Origin of the sequence: Paenibacillus dauci, assembly GCF_000971985.1 — a bacterium.
GTDB lineage: Bacteria > Bacillota > Bacilli > Paenibacillales > Paenibacillaceae > Saccharibacillus > Saccharibacillus dauci.
This window is the reverse complement of the sequence record NZ_LAQQ01000001.1, coordinates 1,397,635-1,415,701: the sequence shown is the minus strand read 5'-3', so window position 1 is coordinate 1,415,701 and position 18,067 is coordinate 1,397,635. Positions and strand designations below refer to the sequence as shown.

Genomic DNA, 18,067 nt, shown 5'->3' with positions numbered 1-18,067 from the left:
AAGTAAATGTTTATCACTTTATTAAAGAAGATTATTATATTAAATTAAAAAAGAGGAGCAATTCAAAATGAACAGTAAATTTCAAAAAGTAATGTTGTCCACCGCTTTAGCAGCCAGTCTGGGAGCAGTTGCCGTTGTAGCACCAATCGGAGGCAGCCATGCTTTTGCCGCAACAGATAGCCAGTCCGGTCACGAGAAACGCAAAGACAGAGAAGAGAACCGTGCTAACAATGCGGCATTCGTAGCTGCACAGGAAGCTCAATTCAACAAGTTGTTCGGTAGTCAAAATGAAGAAAGTACTACACCGGAACAACCAGCAACAACTACACCTGCTGCTACAGAAAACACAGATGCTAAATCCCCAATCACTGTTGTTGTTCCACAAGGTGCCAGCCTGACTGAAATTGCTGCTCAATACGGTATCACTGTAGACGAACTGGTTGCTGCCAATAACCTGTTGCCTGCTGGATACCAACTGACTGTTCCACAAAAGTAAGAAGCTGACCAGAAGTACCCCCTTTAGATCGGCCAACAATCCCTTGTCCAATCAGTATCTGCCAAATACCGATTGGACAGTTGATATAAAAAGCTGACGCCCTCCCCTGAGCGTCAGCTTTTTTTGCTATTTGCTATATGAATATCTACCTGATCTATTTATTATTGTTTTCTGATTTGGCACATTCAGGCAGCAGTGAGGGCAGGAAAGACATCCAAGTTTGAGACTTCTTGCATATAATCATCATCGTTAAGGTTCGAAATCACTGGTTTGGTTTACCGATATTACAGTAGGCCGCGCAGGATGGCTCTGTTAGACCTCCTCAAAAAACAGCGAACAGGGATGAGATTATGGACTATAACATAGAGCAGCAGCGCAGTATTGTCCGCTATCAACGGGGGCAGTTCACCGAAGAGCCGGACATTGTTGTATCGGAACAGCCGGTAACGATCAAAGTTAATGGGGAAGAATTTGTAACTTTGGTCTGTACACCTGAATATATCGAAGATATGACGATAGGTTTTCTGGCTTCGGAAGGGGTCATTCAGCAGTACAATGATATTCAGGAGTTATGGATACAGGAGCAGCAGGGTTATGTACATGTACGTACGGATCGCTGGAATCCCAAGCATCGTCAGCTATTCACCAAACGTTATATTACTTCCTGCTGTGGAACAAGCCGGCAGGGCTTTGTTTTTTTTAATGATGCCCGTACAGCGAAGAGAATGGAAGAGATTCATGTACGTGTATCTTTCGAGCAGTGCTTTCAGCTGATGGATGCAGTTCAGCAATCGGCGGAGCTGTTTCAACGAACCGGTGGTGTGCATACAGCTGCACTGTGTGAACCGGACCATATTTTGCTCAGCCGCAGTGATATTGGACGTCATAATGCGCTGGATAAAATCTATGGCTGGTGTCTTCGGCATCAGATGAGCATAAAGGGCAAGATTATTGTTTTTAGCGGGCGTATTTCTTCCGAGATTCTGACCAAAGTATCCAAGATTGGCTGCGAGGTTATTTTGTCCAAATCTGCGCCTACTGCGCTGGCTCTTGACCTGGCTGATCATTTGGGAATCACGACAGTTGGTTTTGTGCGGGAAGACAGCTGCAATATCTATACACACCCACAAAGAATCCGGGAATATGCGGACAAAGCGCAAAACTCTATGCTATTCTAAAAGGAACAACATGGGGCAGGCTGCATGAAATAAAGCAGCTTTTCCACCTTTGTTGGATTAAACAGGAAGCAAGCGATGATTGGAGGAGATACGATGACAGCCTATGACCAGCATAACCGTATATTAAGAGACTTACGGATCTCTGTCACAGATCGCTGCAATTTCCGCTGCCGGTATTGTATGCCTGAAGAAATATTCGGCAAAGATTATGCCTTTTTGCCTGATGAACATATGCTAAGCGAGCAGGAAATTGGCCGAATTGCAGCCATTTTCGTCGGCATGGGAACCAGAAAACTGCGTATTACCGGCGGAGAACCGCTGCTGCGCAAAGATCTGGTGAGCATTATCCAGCGTCTGTCCGCTCTTGATATTGAGGATCTATCTCTGACGACCAACGGCAGTCTGCTCGCCCGCAAAGCTGCTGCTCTAAAAGAAGCGGGTCTGCACCGGATCACGGTCAGTCTGGATAGCCTGGAAGATGATCTGTTCCTGAAAATGAACGGCGGACGCAGCCGGGTACAGCCTGTGCTGAATGGGATTGATGCAGCTGCAGCTGCAGGATTGCAGGTCAAAGTGAATATGGTCGTTCAAAAAGGATTCAACGAAGAAGCTGTGGTACCTATGGTGGAATATTTCCGTGAGCGTGGTCATATTCTGCGAATGGTTGAATATATGGATGTAGGAAATACGAATGGATGGAACAGGCAGCATGTGGTCAGCAAGCAGGAGCTACTGGACAAGATCGGTGCCCACTGGCCACTGGAACCGATTGCACCGAATTATGAGGGCGAAGTAGCCACGCGTTACCGGTTCGTCGATGGCAAGGGAGAAGTAGGTTTTATTTCCTCTGTAACCGAGGCATTCTGTTCTACCTGTACACGGGCTCGCTTGTCTGCCGAAGGCAAGTTGTACACATGCCTGTTTGCGACCAAAGGACATGATCTGCGGGCACTGCTGCGCTCCGGTCAAACGGACGAAGAAGTTGCCCATGCTGTAGCCGGAATCTGGAGTAATCGCCATGACCAGTACTCGGTAGAGCGTGGAAGCAGCTCCAGCGTCCGTAGTCAGGATGGACCACGGGTAGAAATGTCTCATATCGGTGGCTGAATGTAGTTTGGATCAACTTGATATGAGGATAAACAAGAGTACGAATATAGATACACTAGCTGGTTGAATGATACCGAGCGGTGGTTGTCCGCAAGCAGTTTCTGTTGAGCGAGAAGTCTTGGCCACATCATACAGGATAGCAAAAAGCCGCCCGGTTATTTCCGGAGCGGCTTTTTGTCTCAGACATAGATCACTTTCACATAGGCTGTGAGTCATACATTATCATGCTTATGGTGGATAAATGAAAATTAATCTTGTAATGCAGAAGCTGTCGAGATAGATGGCGAAGCGTTATCTGCTGTACTGTTCGAAGCAGCAGGCAGGGTGGAAGCATCCATATGGAAGCGATCCAGCTCATGCTGCATTTCCTGACGAATCTGGCGCAGCATTTTGACTTTTTCGCCGGACTGACGGAATGCATTTTGCTGTTCTACGGTGGAAGCAGTAATCTCCTGGCTACCTGCAGCCGATTGTTCGGTGATGGCGCTGATATTTTCAATAGCCTGCTGAACCTGGTTGCTCAGTTCATGGGATGTCTGCATATCCTGGGCGAGCTTGTTCACCTGACTGGCAATCTGCTTCACCTGTTCACTAATCTCGGCAAAAGATGCATCAGTCGACGCAGTCGCCTGTTCCTGCTGTTGGAACAGTGTAAGGCTTTGGGAGACCGAAGCCTGTACCTGGCTTACTGCAGATGTAATCGAATCGACCGCTTTGAAAATCTGGCTGGCGGCTGTTACCGATTGATCAGCCAGCTTTTTCACTTCTCCAGCGACCACGGCAAATCCCTGACCGGCTTCACCGGCACGTGCTGCTTCAATCGAAGCATTCAATGATAGCAGGTTGGTTTGCGAAGCGATCTCGGATACGAGCCTGGTCATGCTGGCGATCTCGGCGGCGTTCGTTTCCAGAGCACTTACCGTCTGGGCTACTTCGGCCATGGCAGCGCGGTTGCTGGATACGAGGTGCAGCTGTTCTTTCATCTGGCTGCTGCCGTGTTCAATGGATTGAATCGCACCTTCACTGTAAATGGCCGATTCTGCAGTAGTTTCCAGGTTGGCCTGGAACTTGTGCTGCATCTCATCAACAACAGATACAGTTACACTGAGGTCTTCGGCTACTTTCTGGCTGCCGATCGCCAGTTCTTCTACCGATATGGCAACCTGATTGACCATTTCCTGCATACGATCATTGCTGCGATCAATATCCTGGGCCATATCATCTACGCGATTACCTGCATGTCCGATCGAGCCGACAATACTGCGCAGATTGCCAATCATCTGGCGGAAAGAAGCATTTAGCTCATCAAGTTCATCTTTGCCCTTGGTTGGAGCCAGCTCTACGGTCAGATCTCCATCCGCGATTCGCTGCGCAGCAGCATTCAGGACATGAGCACGTTTGGCAAGCTGGCGGGCAGTATGGGTATTGAACCAGCCTACTGCGATTAACAGCAGGATTGCTCCGGCAACGGCAATCTGCCAGGTCATTTTGATACTGTTGGTCAGATCTTTGGTGTATTCGCTATAACCGGCTTTGGTCAGCTGATCCAGCATATATACATCATTTTGAATACCTTCTATGCGGATACTCTGGCGTTTGGCTTCTGCGCTGTCCATATTATTCATGGCAGTGGCAGATTCCTCGCTTAGTTTTTGGAATTTGGTTTTGGCTGCTGCCAGCAATTTTTGTTCTGCCGGATCCTGCAGCATGCCATTGGACAGGGTATCAATCGTTGTCTGGATTTTTTGCAGCTGTTCTGTTACCAGTGCCTTATTACTCGCAGACATGGAAAAAGAGAAATTGCTCAGTGCTTGTCCGGTCTGTACGAGGTCTCCGTCCAGCTGCTGAACATCCAGCATGGCCGGTACCAGATTATTATTTTGGGAATTAATGCTTAGCAGCTGGAAAATGATATAACCCACCAGCACCAGTGAGGCGACCAGCGATATCATCGCATTCAGCACCAATTTGCCTTGTAGTTTCATATTAGCCTCCATTTACGGCGTCTGATTGTCAAACGCGTGGTTCAGTCAATAATAGTCGTTGTATGACGTAGATAAAGCCGTTGGTCCGGATTCAGCTTTGGGTTCAGGAATTCGGGATATTAATTTTAATTTCGCCCGAGATCAGTTTTTGCTGCAGCTCTTCCAGCTGTGCCTGCTGTTCCTTGGTCAGTTCCAGCAGATGAATCTGGGTCAGACCCACACCGCCATCCTGAAGTCCGAACACCATGTCCTTTTCCGGGAATGAAGCATTGCTCTTCATGTACGTCTGCAGTGCATTGTAGATGGCTACATCAATATTTTTGACCATGGATGCAATTACGGATTTCTCGGCAAGGAAGAACTGGTCGCTATCGACACCGATAGAGTATTTGCCCTGTTTTTGAGCTTCCTGCAGTCCGCCGACGCCGGTCAATCCAGCAACAGTATAGATGACATCTGCATTGTCACGGGTGATCATTTCTCTGGCAGCAGTTGCTCCCAATTCAGCTTTGCCAAAATCACCGGTGTAATTGACCGAGAAGCTGGTATTTGGGTTAATGGCGCGAGCGCCCTGTTCGTAACCGATCTGGAATTTATGAAGTAAAGAAGATTCGACACCACCGATGAAGCCCAGGTGACCGGATTTGCTGGCCATTGCGGCAAGTGCGCCGGCGAGAAAACTGCCTTCTTCTTCTTTGAATGTAATGGATGCGACGTTCGCCAATTCCGATTTCTCATCGATTAGCAGGAACTGACGGTCCGGATGTTTTTTGGCTGTGGCTTCCAGACTTTCTTTGACAGAGTAGCCCAGGCCGATAATGATATCACTGCCTTCATTTACAAGCTGTTCGAATCCTACATCATAGGTTCCTGTATCAGCAATTTCCTTGTAGTCGAACAGAATGTCGCCTTCGTCACGTGCCTTGATCAGGCCTTTGAATGCTCCGTCACTGAATGACTGATCGCCAAGACCAATATCCGACAGGACGATTCCAACCTTTAATTTGTGTTTGCTGGCGGATGTATCCGCTATCTTTTGTCCGGAGCATGCACTCAGGAAAAGGGCGGCAACCAGAATCATACATCCCAGATAACTCCACGTTTTATGTTTCTTCACTGCTGTTATCCTCTCTATGTGTAATCGGAATTTACCTAGTTTATATCGGTTGTGAGGATTTGTTAATGAAGAGTGAGAGCAGGGTGAAACGCAAATTTGCTAAATAACTTAGACGTGCCGAAACAAATGGTGAAAAATAGGCTGAAATGAATGCTGGAAATTTCGGAGATCACAAAAGATGTGATTTATGATAATATGTTGAACAAATAAAAAAGGGCAAACCAGCATGACTTTAGTAAATTAATGCTTGGATGCAGCTCTGTGACAGGGTATGATAGAAAGTAACGTGTTTGACGACGAATAGCAGAGATCTGCAGAAGCGTACACTTTGCAGAATCCAGGCTTGAATATTAATCAATTGGGGGATATGTATGAAATATATCAGTACCAGGGGACAGGTTGAGCCAAAAGGATTTATCGATACAGTATTAATGGGACTGGCCGATGATGGCGGTCTGATGATACCTGAACAGATACCGGTAATCTCGCCGGAGGAGCTTCGCGAATGGAGTTCACTAAGCTATGTAGAACTATTTTTGCAGATATTTGCACGATATGTGAATGACGAGATTCCGGCAGCGGATCTGCGCGAACTGGCAGAACGCAGCTATAGCAACTTCCGTCATCCGGAAGTAACACCGGTGAAGAAGATCAGTGATTCTCTCTATATTATGGAGCTGTTCCACGGACCGACTTTTGCTTTCAAAGATGTGGCTCTGCAGTTTATGGGTGAGCTATATTCCTATATGTCCCGAAAAAATGGAGACATCATTCATATTCTGGGCGCAACTTCCGGTGATACGGGAGCAGCTGCTATCCAGGGTGTGCGCGGCAAGGAAGGCATCAAGATCTGTATTCTGCATCCGCACGGCAAGGTCAGCAAGGTGCAGGAACTGCAGATGACGACGGTAGATGACAGTAACGTACTGAATCTGTCGGTCAAAGGAAACTTTGATGATTGCCAAAAAATGATCAAGGATCTGTTCGCCGATCTGACATTCAAAAAGCAGCATCATCTGCGCGCGATCAATTCTATTAATTTCGTGCGTATTCTGGCACAAACCGTGTATTACTTCTATGCCTATTTCCGGGCGCAGGATGAAAGCAGTGAACGCAAAATTAATATCAGCGTACCTTCCGGCAACTTTGGCAATATTTTCTCGGGTTTCCTGGCACGTCAGATGGGACTACCGATTAACAAGCTGATTATTGCTACCAACGAGAATAATATTCTGGAGCGTTTTGTGAGAACAGGAGAATACCAGCCAGGTGAATTCCGTAGTACACACAGTCCATCCATGGATATTCAGGTGGCGAGCAACTTTGAACGTTATCTGTATTATTTCCTCAAGGAAGATGCGGCTAAAGTGTCCGATTATATGCACACGCTGCAAACGGAAGGTAAAATTGTGCTGAGCCAGGAAGATCTGGAGCATGTACAGCGCGACTTTGCAGCTTACGGAGCTTCGAATCAGGATTGTCTGCAGTCCATTATCAAATACAAAAATGAGTATGATTATCTGCTCGACCCTCATACTGCCTGCGGAATTGCTGCTTATGAGCAATGCAGCGGACCGGAGGAAGTATGCATTACGCTGGCAACAGCGCATCCGGCCAAGTTTGACGAGTCTATCATCCTGTGCGAAATCGAGCAGGAATTCCCGGCTCCGATCCAGGCACTGTTCTCCATGCCGCAGCATCAGACTATTATTGATCATGATCTGAATGAAGTAATTCACCAGTTGGAAGCCTTCTATACCCGTTAATGTATAGAGAGTATCTATCTGAACTGACACAAAGTGAGGCCGCAGCGATTCATGCTGCGGCTTTTTGGTTTTATGAATTATGCGTAATGTGTAGAGCAACATAGAACACGTTGATAGAAGCAAAGGCTGAAGCCCAAAAGACAATTTTATAAATATAAAGTGTTCAAATGTAACAATACGGTCATGAACGGTACGAAATCGTAATCCCTTTAATGCGGGAACGTATTATAATAAAAGGTACGCTCTGATCGAACAAATAGCGACCAATGTCGCTACCGGAGCTATAATTCCTCATTTCATACATTCTGGTGACTGCAGGATTCCAGTTATCCGAACAGCGACCAAGCTGCTTTTACAAATAAACATAGAAGAATAAAGATCATAAAAATAAGGAGAGGATGGAGAGGATGACAATACATGAACGATGGAAAAGTTGGCATGGGCAGTGGAAGCAGATCGTCGAATCGTTTCAGGCCAGAGGCGCTGATGCTGTGTTGATAATCAGGCCGACGGCAACATTAGAGCAGGTTGCGACAGCAGAAAAGCGTCTAGGTATACCATTGCCTGGAGAATTAAAAGAATTGCTGACGATAGGCGGCTCGGAGGGATTTATCGTTTGGTCCATTATGGATAATAGGCTTGTGCCGTTTGGTGCTGCAGGTGATCTGGGCTGGTCTTTGGAAGTTCTGGATTTTCCGGATTTCCAGGAAGAAACAATATATGAAGAGAAACGGTTTCTTACTTTTCATATTGCCGGTAATGGAGATATGCTGATGCTTGATCTGGAGAGTCATCCGGAGCATCCGGCAGTTGTTCACTGGTATCATGAGACGAATGAAATCCAGCTACTAGCCAGTTCATTGACGGATTTTCTGGATCGGGTAACCACTTTGTACGGCATAGGTGCAGAATCATGGCAGTATGAACCATTCCTCGATCACTTTGGTATTAATGTAAATAGTGCTCATGCAAAGCGGTGGAAGAATTGGATAAATGATTTTCTGCATCTAACACTGGAAGAAGCCAGAAACGATCTGCAGCTACTGATTCGTTATACGGAAGTTCGGGGAAAAGACGATCCCGAGCTGCAGGCTGCTTTTGCATCCCATGATCCGAACCATGTATTTAAGAGCTGGATGCAGCGGATTGAACAGGAAAAGGATAAGGATATACGCAACAGCCTGATGGAATATGCAGGCGCGATCAGCGGTCAGTATGCTGCAGATTGGGTGAGAAGCTTATGGATATTGCCGGAGGAAGAACGGATTAATTCTGCTGTGCTGGCAAATCTGACAGCTTCCTGTCTCCCGGAAGAGGAAGGATTAAACAGGGTATGGACCAGGCTGGAACAGGCCGAAGCACAGAAGCGTCTGAACGGGTATACCGCCAATTGCTGGCTGAAGCCATTTCGCAGCCGACGTGTCATTGAGTGGATGAGCGAGCGCAAGCGCGTAAGCTATCCGTATGATGGCTGGGATCAATTGTTTGCTATTTCCAATCCTTCAGCTGAGGATGTTATCCGCTGGCTAAACGGGAATGGTGTACAGCGGCAGGTAGTTATTACCGCATTGGCCCAGTTTGCCAATCCTGCAGATATTTTTGCGAATAGAGAGCAGGTGCAGCAAGCCAGATTACTGCTAAATGATGAACTGGAACGTGCAGTAACCAAAAAAGAGAAAAATATGGTCGGCGGTGCGCTGCTGGCTCTGACTGATCTGCAGTGGGATGAGAGCAATGCACGGTAAATTAGATTGATATACTACTGGAACCTTCCGATCAGTAAACGTATAATAGGACTGTTGCAAGGCATAACCATAAAACCAATAGTCTAGCTAGCCGGAGGAATGAATCGTGAGAGTAGAAAAGGATTTTCTGGGCACCAAAGAAGTTCCGGACGAGGCGTATTACGGCATTCAAACATTACGGGCAGTAGAGAACTTTCCGATTACCGGTCAGCGTCTGCATCCGGAGTTGATCCGGGCGATGGCCATGGTCAAAAAAGGAGCTGCGCTCGCCAATATGGAACTGTCGCGTCTGTATGGCCCCAAAGGGGAAGCTATCGTACAGGCGGCGGATGAGATTCTGGCAGGCCAGTGGCTGGATCAATTTATCGTCGATCCGATTCAGGGCGGCGCCGGCACTTCGATTAATATGAACACCAATGAAGTTATTGCTAACCGGGCCCTGGAAATTATGGGCAAGGAAAAAGGCGCTTATGTGGACATCAGTCCGAATAACCATGTCAATATGGCACAGTCTACCAATGATGCTTTCCCAACAGCCATCCATCTGGCTACACTGTCCATGATTGAAAAGTTGCTGGTCGCCATGCGCGAGCTGCAGCAGTCTTTCCAGACCAAGGCCGATGAATTTGATACGGTAATCAAAATGGGACGTACGCATCTGCAGGATGCGGTACCGATTCGTCTGGGGCAGGAATTCCAGGCGTATGCACGTGTACTGAGCCGCGATATCCGTCGTGTAGAAGCGACCCGCGAGAACCTGCTGCACATCAATATGGGGGCGACAGCGGTCGGCACCGGTCTGAATGCAGATCGTCGTTATATTACCCGTGTTGCCGAGATTCTAGCAGAGATCAGTGGATTCGAAGTAACCGCTTCGGATCATCTGGTGGATGCTACCCAGAATACGGATGCGTATACCGAAGTATCGGCAGCGCTAAAAATCTGTATGATGAACATGTCCAAAGTCGCCAATGATATTCGACTAATGGCTTCCGGACCGTATGCCGGTCTGAATGAATTAAGCCTGCCTGCACGTCAGCCGGGATCTTCCATTATGCCGGGCAAAGTCAATCCCGTCATGTGCGAAGTGATCAACCAGATCGCTTTTCAGGTAATCGGTAATGATAATACGATCTGTCTTGCTTCCGAAGCAGGTCAGCTGGAACTGAACGTAATGGAGCCGGTACTGGTCTATAATCTGCTGCAATCATTGGAGATTATGAAACAGGGCTTCACCGTATTCCGTTTGCACTGTGTAGACGGTATCCAGGCGAACGTAGATAACTGCCGCCAGTATGTGGAGCGCAGCGTCGGAATGATTACGGCACTGAATCCGCATCTGGGCTATGAAGTGGTGTCACGGATCGCCCGTGAAGCGATTCAGACAGGCAAATCGGTACGCGAACTCTGTCTGCTATACAATGTGCTGACCGAGGAAGAATTGAATATTATTCTGGATCCTTATCAGATGACTGAACCGGGAATTGCCGGCGAAGAACTGCTGCACAAGGATTAAAGAAAAAAGATAACAGGGTAGACCTCAAACGGGCTGGCAGATGGATATTTCATCTGGCCGGTCCGTTTTTTTTTCAAATCCAGCCTATTGGGTTTAATCGTATATAGAACTAAAAAAGCAAGTTAATTCATGTGTCATTACCTGCTTTAGATTCCAGTTTCCGTATATGATATATTAATATCAGGAAGTAGATACTCACGACTCACCTGTTAGGAGGGATGAAGTAAGCGATCTCAATTACCAATGACTCGATCTGCCAGAAAGGATGAATTTATATGAAAATCAGACAAATGATTACCCCGGCTCTACTGGCGGGATGTATTATGATAACCGGAAGTTCGGCTTTCCCTGTAAATGGTTATACCGCTCAGGCGTCCCAGACTGCCAATGTGGATGTAACTTCCCGATTACAGCTGCTCGGACAGCCTTTTAATAATGAGCCTTATGCCCGCAATGTATGGGATATGCAGGTATTTGATGGCAAAATCTATCTGGGTCATGGCAACAGCAGTAATTCCAAGCCCTCTCCCAATGCAGGGCCGGTCCCGATTATTTATTATAATCCACAGACCGGGAAATTTGTCACACAAAAAGTTGTGGTGAATAATGCCAAGACCGGCAAGCAGGAGACACGTGAAGTTACCGATGATGAACAGATTGATACGTTCAAAATTTTCCGTAATAAACTGTACATACCTGGCAATGATTCCGTTATACCGGGTTGGGCGTATGGTAACTATTACGAGCTGAACGGTGATCACTGGAATGAGTATCAGAATCTGCCGGGCGGTATTCATGTCTATGACATGGCCTACTATCAGGGCAATCTGTTCGCAGCGATTGGTACAGAGGATGCACCGGTTGTGCTGATCTCCGGAGACGACGGCAAAACCTGGAAAGAGTTTGCCAAGATCGATGGACTCGGAAGCCGTACGTATAAGTTTTTCCAGTTTAAAGGAATGCTGTATGCGTCTGCGATCATTATTCCGGATAACAAAACCTGGGATGACGAGACCAACCTGCTTGCCATAGACAAGAATCTGAATATCCATCAACAAAAGGTAACAGGCAAAACGCTGCTGCCCGGTATGAGCTTTGTAGCCAAAGCCGGCTCCAGTCCTTACAAAAAAATCAGTAAAACGGTTGTACTGAATAATCAGCTCGTCTATATTGCCGGAGAGTTGTACAATGATTCCCAGATCATGCCCGAATCGCTAATTGCAGCCAAAAATATAAATAAGGCAAGAGCGATCCAGCTGCCTGATCCTAACGCCCGTCCAACTGATATGATTGTACGCGGCAAAATGCTCTATTTGCTTACCTACACCAAGCAGTCGGATGGAAGCTATATTAGCCGGGTATACAAAACGCGCAATCTGAACAAATGGACCGAAGTATTGAAATTCAAACAGGATACGTATGCCAAATCGCTGGAAGAGTATCAGGGAGACTTCTACTTTGGGCTGGGAACAGACACCGATCCTATCTCGGAATCTGCCGGTAAAATCCTGCGCATCAAAGCAGCTGATTTGCCCAAATAAAAGATCGTTGTGACAAACAGGTCATTGGTGGAACGGTATGAATAAAGGAGAATGAACAGATTGAAAAAAGGAGAATGAACAGATTGAAAAAAGCAGTATGGATTATGACAGCTGTAGTTGTTATCGGAGTGGGCAGCGCATTGTGGTATGCCTATAATCAGAACAGAGCATCACAGGCTGCGTTAACGGATACAACGTCACCACAGCAGTCAGGAGCCAATCATACATCTGCCAAAAAGGAAACGGTCCAGCAGCAACCAAAATCCGGTTCGGCAGACGCTTCGAATATCCAGCTTCCCTGGCTGACCAAAGCGCATGTATCACAGGGCAAGCTTGATGATGAAGAAATAGGTATAGGTACAACTGCAGCGGAACTAACTGCGGCACTGGGCAAGCCGGATCGGATAGATAATTATGAAGGCGTGTATTACGGTTATCAGGATGCAGCTTTTTTCTTTCCGAGAAGTGTAGCTGATGAAATTGAGGATAGTGACCCGATTGTGAAAATGGTACTGAATGTGGAAGAGCATGAGCTAACCCGATCCTTTCTGAATCAGCGATTTGGTCAGCCTGTAGATGAAGGGTTGATGGAGAGTACAGGAGATTATCTGATTTTCTACAATGTTGGTAAATACACACTGGCAGCCAGTCCGGATGACGGTGATAAAAACAAGATCATTGGTCTGGAATTATCACAAAGTGAGAAGTAATCCTCGGATTATCCATATTTACAGGAGTCCGGAAGATTAATAGAGGTGACAATCATCCATGTGAATAGATACATGGATGAGAATTAAGGATAGATAATGAAATGAAAAGAACCTTGCTCCCTATTACAGCGGAGGCAAGGTTCTTTTGGGTACATTTTATAAACGATGCATCATTATCGCATCTAACGATATGAGGGTAACCATCCTTTTATTCTACCAATTCATTGCTGATCGCAATTTCAGTCCGGATAGGCTGGAGCTTTTTGGGAGGCGCGATATGAGCCGGGATCATCAGACCAAGTATCTGCATTTCCTGGATAATACAGTGTACATGATACTGATAGATCAGCGGCAGATATTCCGGATGTACCGTAATCGGAGCAGCGACCAGAGAACGAAGTCGCTGAATGACTCCTGGAGCCAATTCGGTCTCTGGTTCATCGGTGAGCAGCCGCAGCATACGCATATGAGAGTACGTATTGTGATAAATATCGATCTCCTGCTCAATGTGATCGATAAACAGCTGCTTGCTGAGATTCAGCCGGAATTCGGACGTATAGGTCTTGTAAGCTTCTTCCATCGCTGTCATATCATCGCGAAGGGAACTAATATGTACACCGCCGCCTTCGCGAAGCAGTTCATGTGCGAGACGCGTCATATTGCGACGCAGAACCATGCGCTTCTGTTCCAGTCCACGCTCATGGTTGGGTGGATAGACGAGATAGTTAACCAGTACGGCAACCCCGATACCGATCAGCGTATCCATTACGCGGTGGGTACCATACAGGAGTGGACTCTCGCCTGGACGTAGATTCAGCATAATTGCCAGAAATACGATACTGGCAATGGAGACCGATTTATTCCAGCCCAGCAGATTGCAAATATAGATAACCATAATGATACCAAGCGCCGCCAGAATTGCATTATGCGGATCGATCAAAGCGAATATCAATCCACAAAAGGCGCCGACAATCGTGCCCATCATCCGATTTTTACCAACGGTATACGAATTGGTGACCGAATTCTCCATTGCGATAATAGTAGCAATAACAGCATAAAACGGATACTCCAGATGCAGCAGCTGTGAGATGATCAGACAGATCAGGACAGCAAGTGCTGTTTTGAGGTTGCGCATTCCAATAGCAAATTTCATAAGTTCAATACGTTCCTTCCTGAATCATACAAGTTAACATTGGACTATGTACTATAACTTATTATTCTTTTAAAGTCTATGAACTATGATGAACCATTCCGCAAAAGGTCAGGATAAAAAATGAGAGCGTATACAAACTGTTATAAGTCATTAATAAAGATTTTTATCAATTTAATTTTCTGTAATACAATTGCAAATTGAAAACAGGTATGATATCATTTGATATGTCAATGATTGATGAGTCAAACGAATACATGTTCCACACTATTTCATAAATAACCGCCGTACGGTCAGAGAGGAGAGAAGTCCGATGCCAGAATTATCATCCCAGGAAATATTCAACCAGATTCACGGTCTTCACCGTCAGCTGACCAGTACATTTGAGCGGTGTGCAGGAATTAGTGCTTCCCGCTTGCAGCTGTTATGTCAGTTGTATCAGTCTGACGAGATTAGCCAATCTTCCTTACAAAAGCTGGTTGGTATCGACCATGCAGCCATCACCCGTCATGTGAAGCAGCTGGAAGCGGAGAATATGGTTATTCGTCGCATCAGTCCCGAAGATAACCGCTTTACACTCGTGCAGCTCACCGAGCATGGACGCGAGAAAATTATAGCTTTTCGGGAGGAACGTGAAACGTTCCTGAACCGTATGCTCGATGGCTTCAGCAGCAGCGATCAGGATCAATTGTCTGATATGCTGATGCGAATTAATCAAAATATCAGCCAGCTCTAAGCCGAATCTGATATCATTTACACCCATATAAAAGGAGAGTTTACTGTATGACAACAACAAATGCTGTAACCCAAACCAATGATTTCCGCAAAATTGCCCTGGAGCGCCGCTCTATTAAAAGTTACGATCCATCCGTAAAAATTAGCCGTGAGGAAATGACCGAGATCCTGAATGAAGCTACTCGTGCTCCATCTTCCATCAACCTGCAGCCTTGGCGTTTCCTCGTTATCGAGAGTGAAGAAGCCAAAGCACAGCTGCTGCCACTGGCGAAATTCAACAGCCATCAGGTAGAGACTTCTTCCGCAGTTATCGCGATCTTTGGCGATCTGCAGCACGAACTGAACGCAGAAGAAATCTTCAATACAGCTGTAGAACTGGGCTATATGCCTGCTGAAGTCAAAGAAAGACAGCTTCCATTTGCTATGGCTTATTATGAAAACCTGTCTGAACAAGCACGCAAGGACATCGCTCTGATCGATAGCGGTCTGGTATCGATGCAGCTGATGCTGGTAGCCCGTGCACATGGTTATGACACCAACCCAATCGGTGGTTATGAGAAAGAACAAATGTCCGAATTGTTCGGCATGGATACCAAACGTTATGTTCCGGTTATGCTGCTGACAATCGGTAAAGCAGCCAATGAAGGCTACCCTTCGATGCGTCTGCCAATTAACAGCATCGCAGAGTGGAAATAAGAATAACTGCATTAATGAAGTGAATGTGGATTAACTTAACACATGGATAAAGTGGATGAACAGGCGACACAAATATAAAGCCTGCTATAGATAAAAAGAGAGACAGCCTCTGAGGCATGTCTCTCTTTTTCGTGTTGTAAAATAGGTGTGTTCGCTGTCTGCTGCAAGCAGGAGATCATTTATGATTTGATCGTAGCTACTAACAGTCCCAGGTATTCCTTGAGCGCTGTGCTGGTAGAACTCATCGCTCCGCCGGAAGGCGAGAATTTGCCGGGATACATGGCTTCAGGCTGACTTACCCAATAGTCTGTAGGGTACGGCTGCACAGCCAGTCCAGCTCGCTGGAATTCCACGACCGAACGAGGCATATGAAAAGCGGACGTTACCAATACCGGATGGCTCCATTTTTTTTGCTGCAGCAGAGCGGCTGTATTGACTGCATTTTGCTCGGTATTCAGAGACTGGTTCTCGGCGAGGATATCTTTGGCAGGGATACCCATACCAATCAGCTGCCGGCGCGCAATATCGGCTTCATTGCCGCTGTCAGCGAATACCTGTCCACCCGAGAAAATAATCGGCAGACCGGTCTGACTGTACAGACGCACAGCTGTAATCAGCCGGTTGCCGGCAGCTCCTGACAGATTTCCCTGACCATCGATATCCGGTGTACCCTGTGTTGCTCCACCGCCCAGTACAACGATCACATCGCCTTGTATCGAGGCTGGCGGAGCATAACGCTGTTCCAGGCTGCCGATCAGAGCGTCACTGACCAGACCTGTCGTAGACAGATACAGCAGAATAGTCATTACCAGCAGTATGAGCGCCTGCCGGAGTCGTCGTCGCCATAGCCAGATAGACATCGCCAGCAGCAGAATAATAAACAATCCGGGTGGAAGTACAAAGCTGTACAAAAACTTGATTACATATAACAAGAAAATCTACCGCCTTTGACAAAGAATAAAGGAATAATTAGAAACATAGGCTAGGATTCATATCATCTGCCTATACAGCTCGCTGTATTGTATCATGATTGAGGCGGCATATCATCGGACTCAGGGGAGGATGTATCCTGTACTGCCGACGAGACAGCAGTATCTTTTATAGCATTTGCATGGTTATGATCCGGCGAATCTTCTCCCGAATCACCGGGCTGATCGGGCCAAGTAATTCGGTGCGAGGTATGACTGATCTGCTCATAGAACAATAACGATCCCTTTCTGAAAAAACGAGTAATCAGATGGATAAAAAATCCGGCATTGATCACAAACAATACAGCCAGATACACAATAGCTTCCAGTCGGGAAGGGTTGCTTGTGATAAAAGGAATATTCAGCAGCCGGTTCAGTCCGAAAAATCCCCAATACAATAATCCATAACGAATAAGCAGTGCCGAGAAAGGAGGTCTGCGCTCTGGCTGATCCCTAAATACCAGATGGATACGTACCATCCATTTCCCAACTGTACGACCTCCGGTTATATAAGGCAGTAGTATAAAGTAAAGACCACTGGATAACCAAAATGTGAACGGAACCTGCATTCTTGTCAGAATAGAAGATAGTATAGACCAGACCAACATATCGATTATAAAGGCAATTCCTCGGCGGGTGTAGGTGACTCTTCGCTGTGACCGATCCAACTGCTTATCCATCTGCCGTGCATCCGGCAGCCTCTCGGAGATCCAGGATGCCATAAGCAAGCCGATCATGCCACCAAATGTATTGCAGATCAGATCATCCACATCAAAGATCCGATAGGCATGATCATAAATGCCAAAAATGCCGGTTAGCTGAATCGTCTCAAAAGACAGCGAAAGCAAAAAAGACCAAATCAGAGCCGACCACCAGCCCTGACGAAAATAATAACGCAGGAACATTCCGAAGGGCACAGTCAGCAGGATATTGAATAGGACCTGCAAAAAGGCGCGTTCTTTTAATAAATGCATATAGGTCGCCGGATCATGCAAAGAGACCGAGGTTTCTTTCAAAAAATCGCTTACGAACTGAAAGGGTACCAGTTGTAAATCGCCATGCGCCAGCGGCAGATTATGCCGGGACGCCGGAAATGGTAAAATAACAAGGAAGTAGGCATTCATTAGATAAAGCAGTAGAGCATACAGTGTGATCGCCCGAACAATATTAATGTATCCATACTGTCGGTACTGATACACCAGAAAAGGAAAAGTAAATAACGCTGCCGCCAGCGGAAAAGCAAGGAAAGCATATAAAACAGGTAATAAATAGGCGTTGTACATAGATATCATGCCTCCCGATGAACCTTACTCTACCACGCAGAAATAACTATCGATATGTAGACTATTATAAGGAG

Annotated in this window: 15 protein-coding genes; 10 read left to right on the top strand and 5 right to left on the bottom strand. The window is 46.4% G+C overall.

Annotation, left to right across the window (positions count from 1 at the left end; all coding sequences use genetic code 11):
* Positions 1-67 precede the first annotated feature (67 nt).
* The 3 genes from WH46_RS13585 (at position 68) to moaA (ending at position 2,781) form a co-directional block, all read left to right on the top strand.
* Positions 68-496 (top strand): LysM peptidoglycan-binding domain-containing protein, encoded by a 429-nt coding sequence (locus tag WH46_RS13585; RefSeq protein WP_017813562.1) that lies wholly within the window; start codon positions 68-70, stop codon positions 494-496.
* Positions 497-846: 350 nt separating this feature from the next.
* On the top strand, positions 847-1,674 hold the full coding sequence (fdhD, locus tag WH46_RS13580; protein ID WP_046227040.1) for a formate dehydrogenase accessory sulfurtransferase FdhD: 828 nt from the start codon (positions 847-849) through the stop codon (positions 1,672-1,674).
* Positions 1,675-1,749: 75 nt separating this feature from the next.
* Positions 1,750-2,781 (top strand): GTP 3',8-cyclase MoaA, encoded by a 1,032-nt coding sequence (gene moaA, locus WH46_RS13575; RefSeq protein ID WP_017813564.1) that lies wholly within the window; start codon positions 1,750-1,752, stop codon positions 2,779-2,781.
* A gap of 248 nt (positions 2,782-3,029) precedes the next feature.
* Here the strand turns inward: moaA and WH46_RS13570 are convergent, their stop codons facing one another.
* Together WH46_RS13570 and WH46_RS13565 are read right to left on the bottom strand one after the other, a co-directional pair.
* On the bottom strand, positions 3,030-4,766 hold the full coding sequence (locus WH46_RS13570; RefSeq protein WP_046227039.1) for a methyl-accepting chemotaxis protein: 1,737 nt from the start codon (positions 4,764-4,766) through the stop codon (positions 3,030-3,032).
* A gap of 103 nt (positions 4,767-4,869) precedes the next feature.
* Positions 4,870-5,883: a BMP family lipoprotein gene (locus WH46_RS13565; protein ID WP_231584336.1), complete on the bottom strand. Its 1,014-nt coding sequence runs from the start codon at positions 5,881-5,883 to the stop codon at positions 4,870-4,872.
* A gap of 371 nt (positions 5,884-6,254) precedes the next feature.
* On the opposite strand from WH46_RS13565, the gene thrC reads away from it, so the two are divergent.
* The 5 genes from thrC (at position 6,255) to WH46_RS13540 (ending at position 13,161) form a co-directional block, all read left to right on the top strand.
* Positions 6,255-7,649, top strand: coding sequence for a threonine synthase (gene thrC, locus WH46_RS13560; RefSeq protein WP_046227037.1), 1,395 nt, complete (start codon positions 6,255-6,257; stop codon positions 7,647-7,649).
* A gap of 407 nt (positions 7,650-8,056) precedes the next feature.
* Positions 8,057-9,394, top strand: a complete 1,338-nt coding sequence (locus WH46_RS13555) for an SMI1/KNR4 family protein (RefSeq protein WP_046227036.1) — start codon at positions 8,057-8,059, stop codon at positions 9,392-9,394.
* A 106-nt stretch (positions 9,395-9,500) separates the two neighbouring features.
* Positions 9,501-10,910, top strand: a complete 1,410-nt coding sequence (gene aspA, locus WH46_RS13550; RefSeq protein WP_017813569.1) for an aspartate ammonia-lyase — start codon at positions 9,501-9,503, stop codon at positions 10,908-10,910.
* A 275-nt stretch (positions 10,911-11,185) separates the two neighbouring features.
* Positions 11,186-12,451, top strand: coding sequence for a hypothetical protein (locus WH46_RS13545; protein ID WP_046227035.1), 1,266 nt, complete (start codon positions 11,186-11,188; stop codon positions 12,449-12,451).
* Between the two features lie 83 nt (positions 12,452-12,534).
* A complete protein-coding gene (locus WH46_RS13540) occupies positions 12,535-13,161 on the top strand; it encodes a DUF4309 domain-containing protein (protein ID WP_046227034.1) in 627 nt (208 codons plus the stop codon).
* Between the two features lie 208 nt (positions 13,162-13,369).
* Here the strand turns inward: WH46_RS13540 and WH46_RS13535 are convergent, their stop codons facing one another.
* The gene (locus WH46_RS13535) at positions 13,370-14,314 is read right to left on the bottom strand and encodes an FUSC family protein (protein ID WP_046227033.1); all 945 of its coding nucleotides are present in this window, start codon (positions 14,312-14,314) and stop codon (positions 13,370-13,372) included.
* 310 nt (positions 14,315-14,624) lie between these two features.
* Between WH46_RS13535 and WH46_RS13530 the strand changes: the two genes are divergently transcribed.
* Positions 14,625-15,047 carry a MarR family winged helix-turn-helix transcriptional regulator gene (locus tag WH46_RS13530; protein WP_017812025.1) on the top strand — a complete coding sequence of 141 codons (423 nt, stop codon included), beginning with the start codon at positions 14,625-14,627 and terminating at the stop codon, positions 15,045-15,047.
* A 47-nt stretch (positions 15,048-15,094) separates the two neighbouring features.
* A complete protein-coding gene (locus tag WH46_RS13525; protein WP_017812024.1) occupies positions 15,095-15,742 on the top strand; it encodes a nitroreductase family protein in 648 nt (215 codons plus the stop codon).
* A gap of 179 nt (positions 15,743-15,921) precedes the next feature.
* On the opposite strand, the gene WH46_RS13520 is transcribed toward WH46_RS13525, so the two are convergent.
* Positions 15,922-16,674 (bottom strand): YdcF family protein, encoded by a 753-nt coding sequence (locus WH46_RS13520; protein ID WP_046227032.1) that lies wholly within the window; start codon positions 16,672-16,674, stop codon positions 15,922-15,924.
* Positions 16,675-16,766: 92 nt separating this feature from the next.
* A complete protein-coding gene (locus WH46_RS13515; protein ID WP_046227031.1) occupies positions 16,767-17,993 on the bottom strand; it encodes a VanZ family protein in 1,227 nt (408 codons plus the stop codon).
* Between the last annotated feature and the right edge of the window lie 74 nt (positions 17,994-18,067).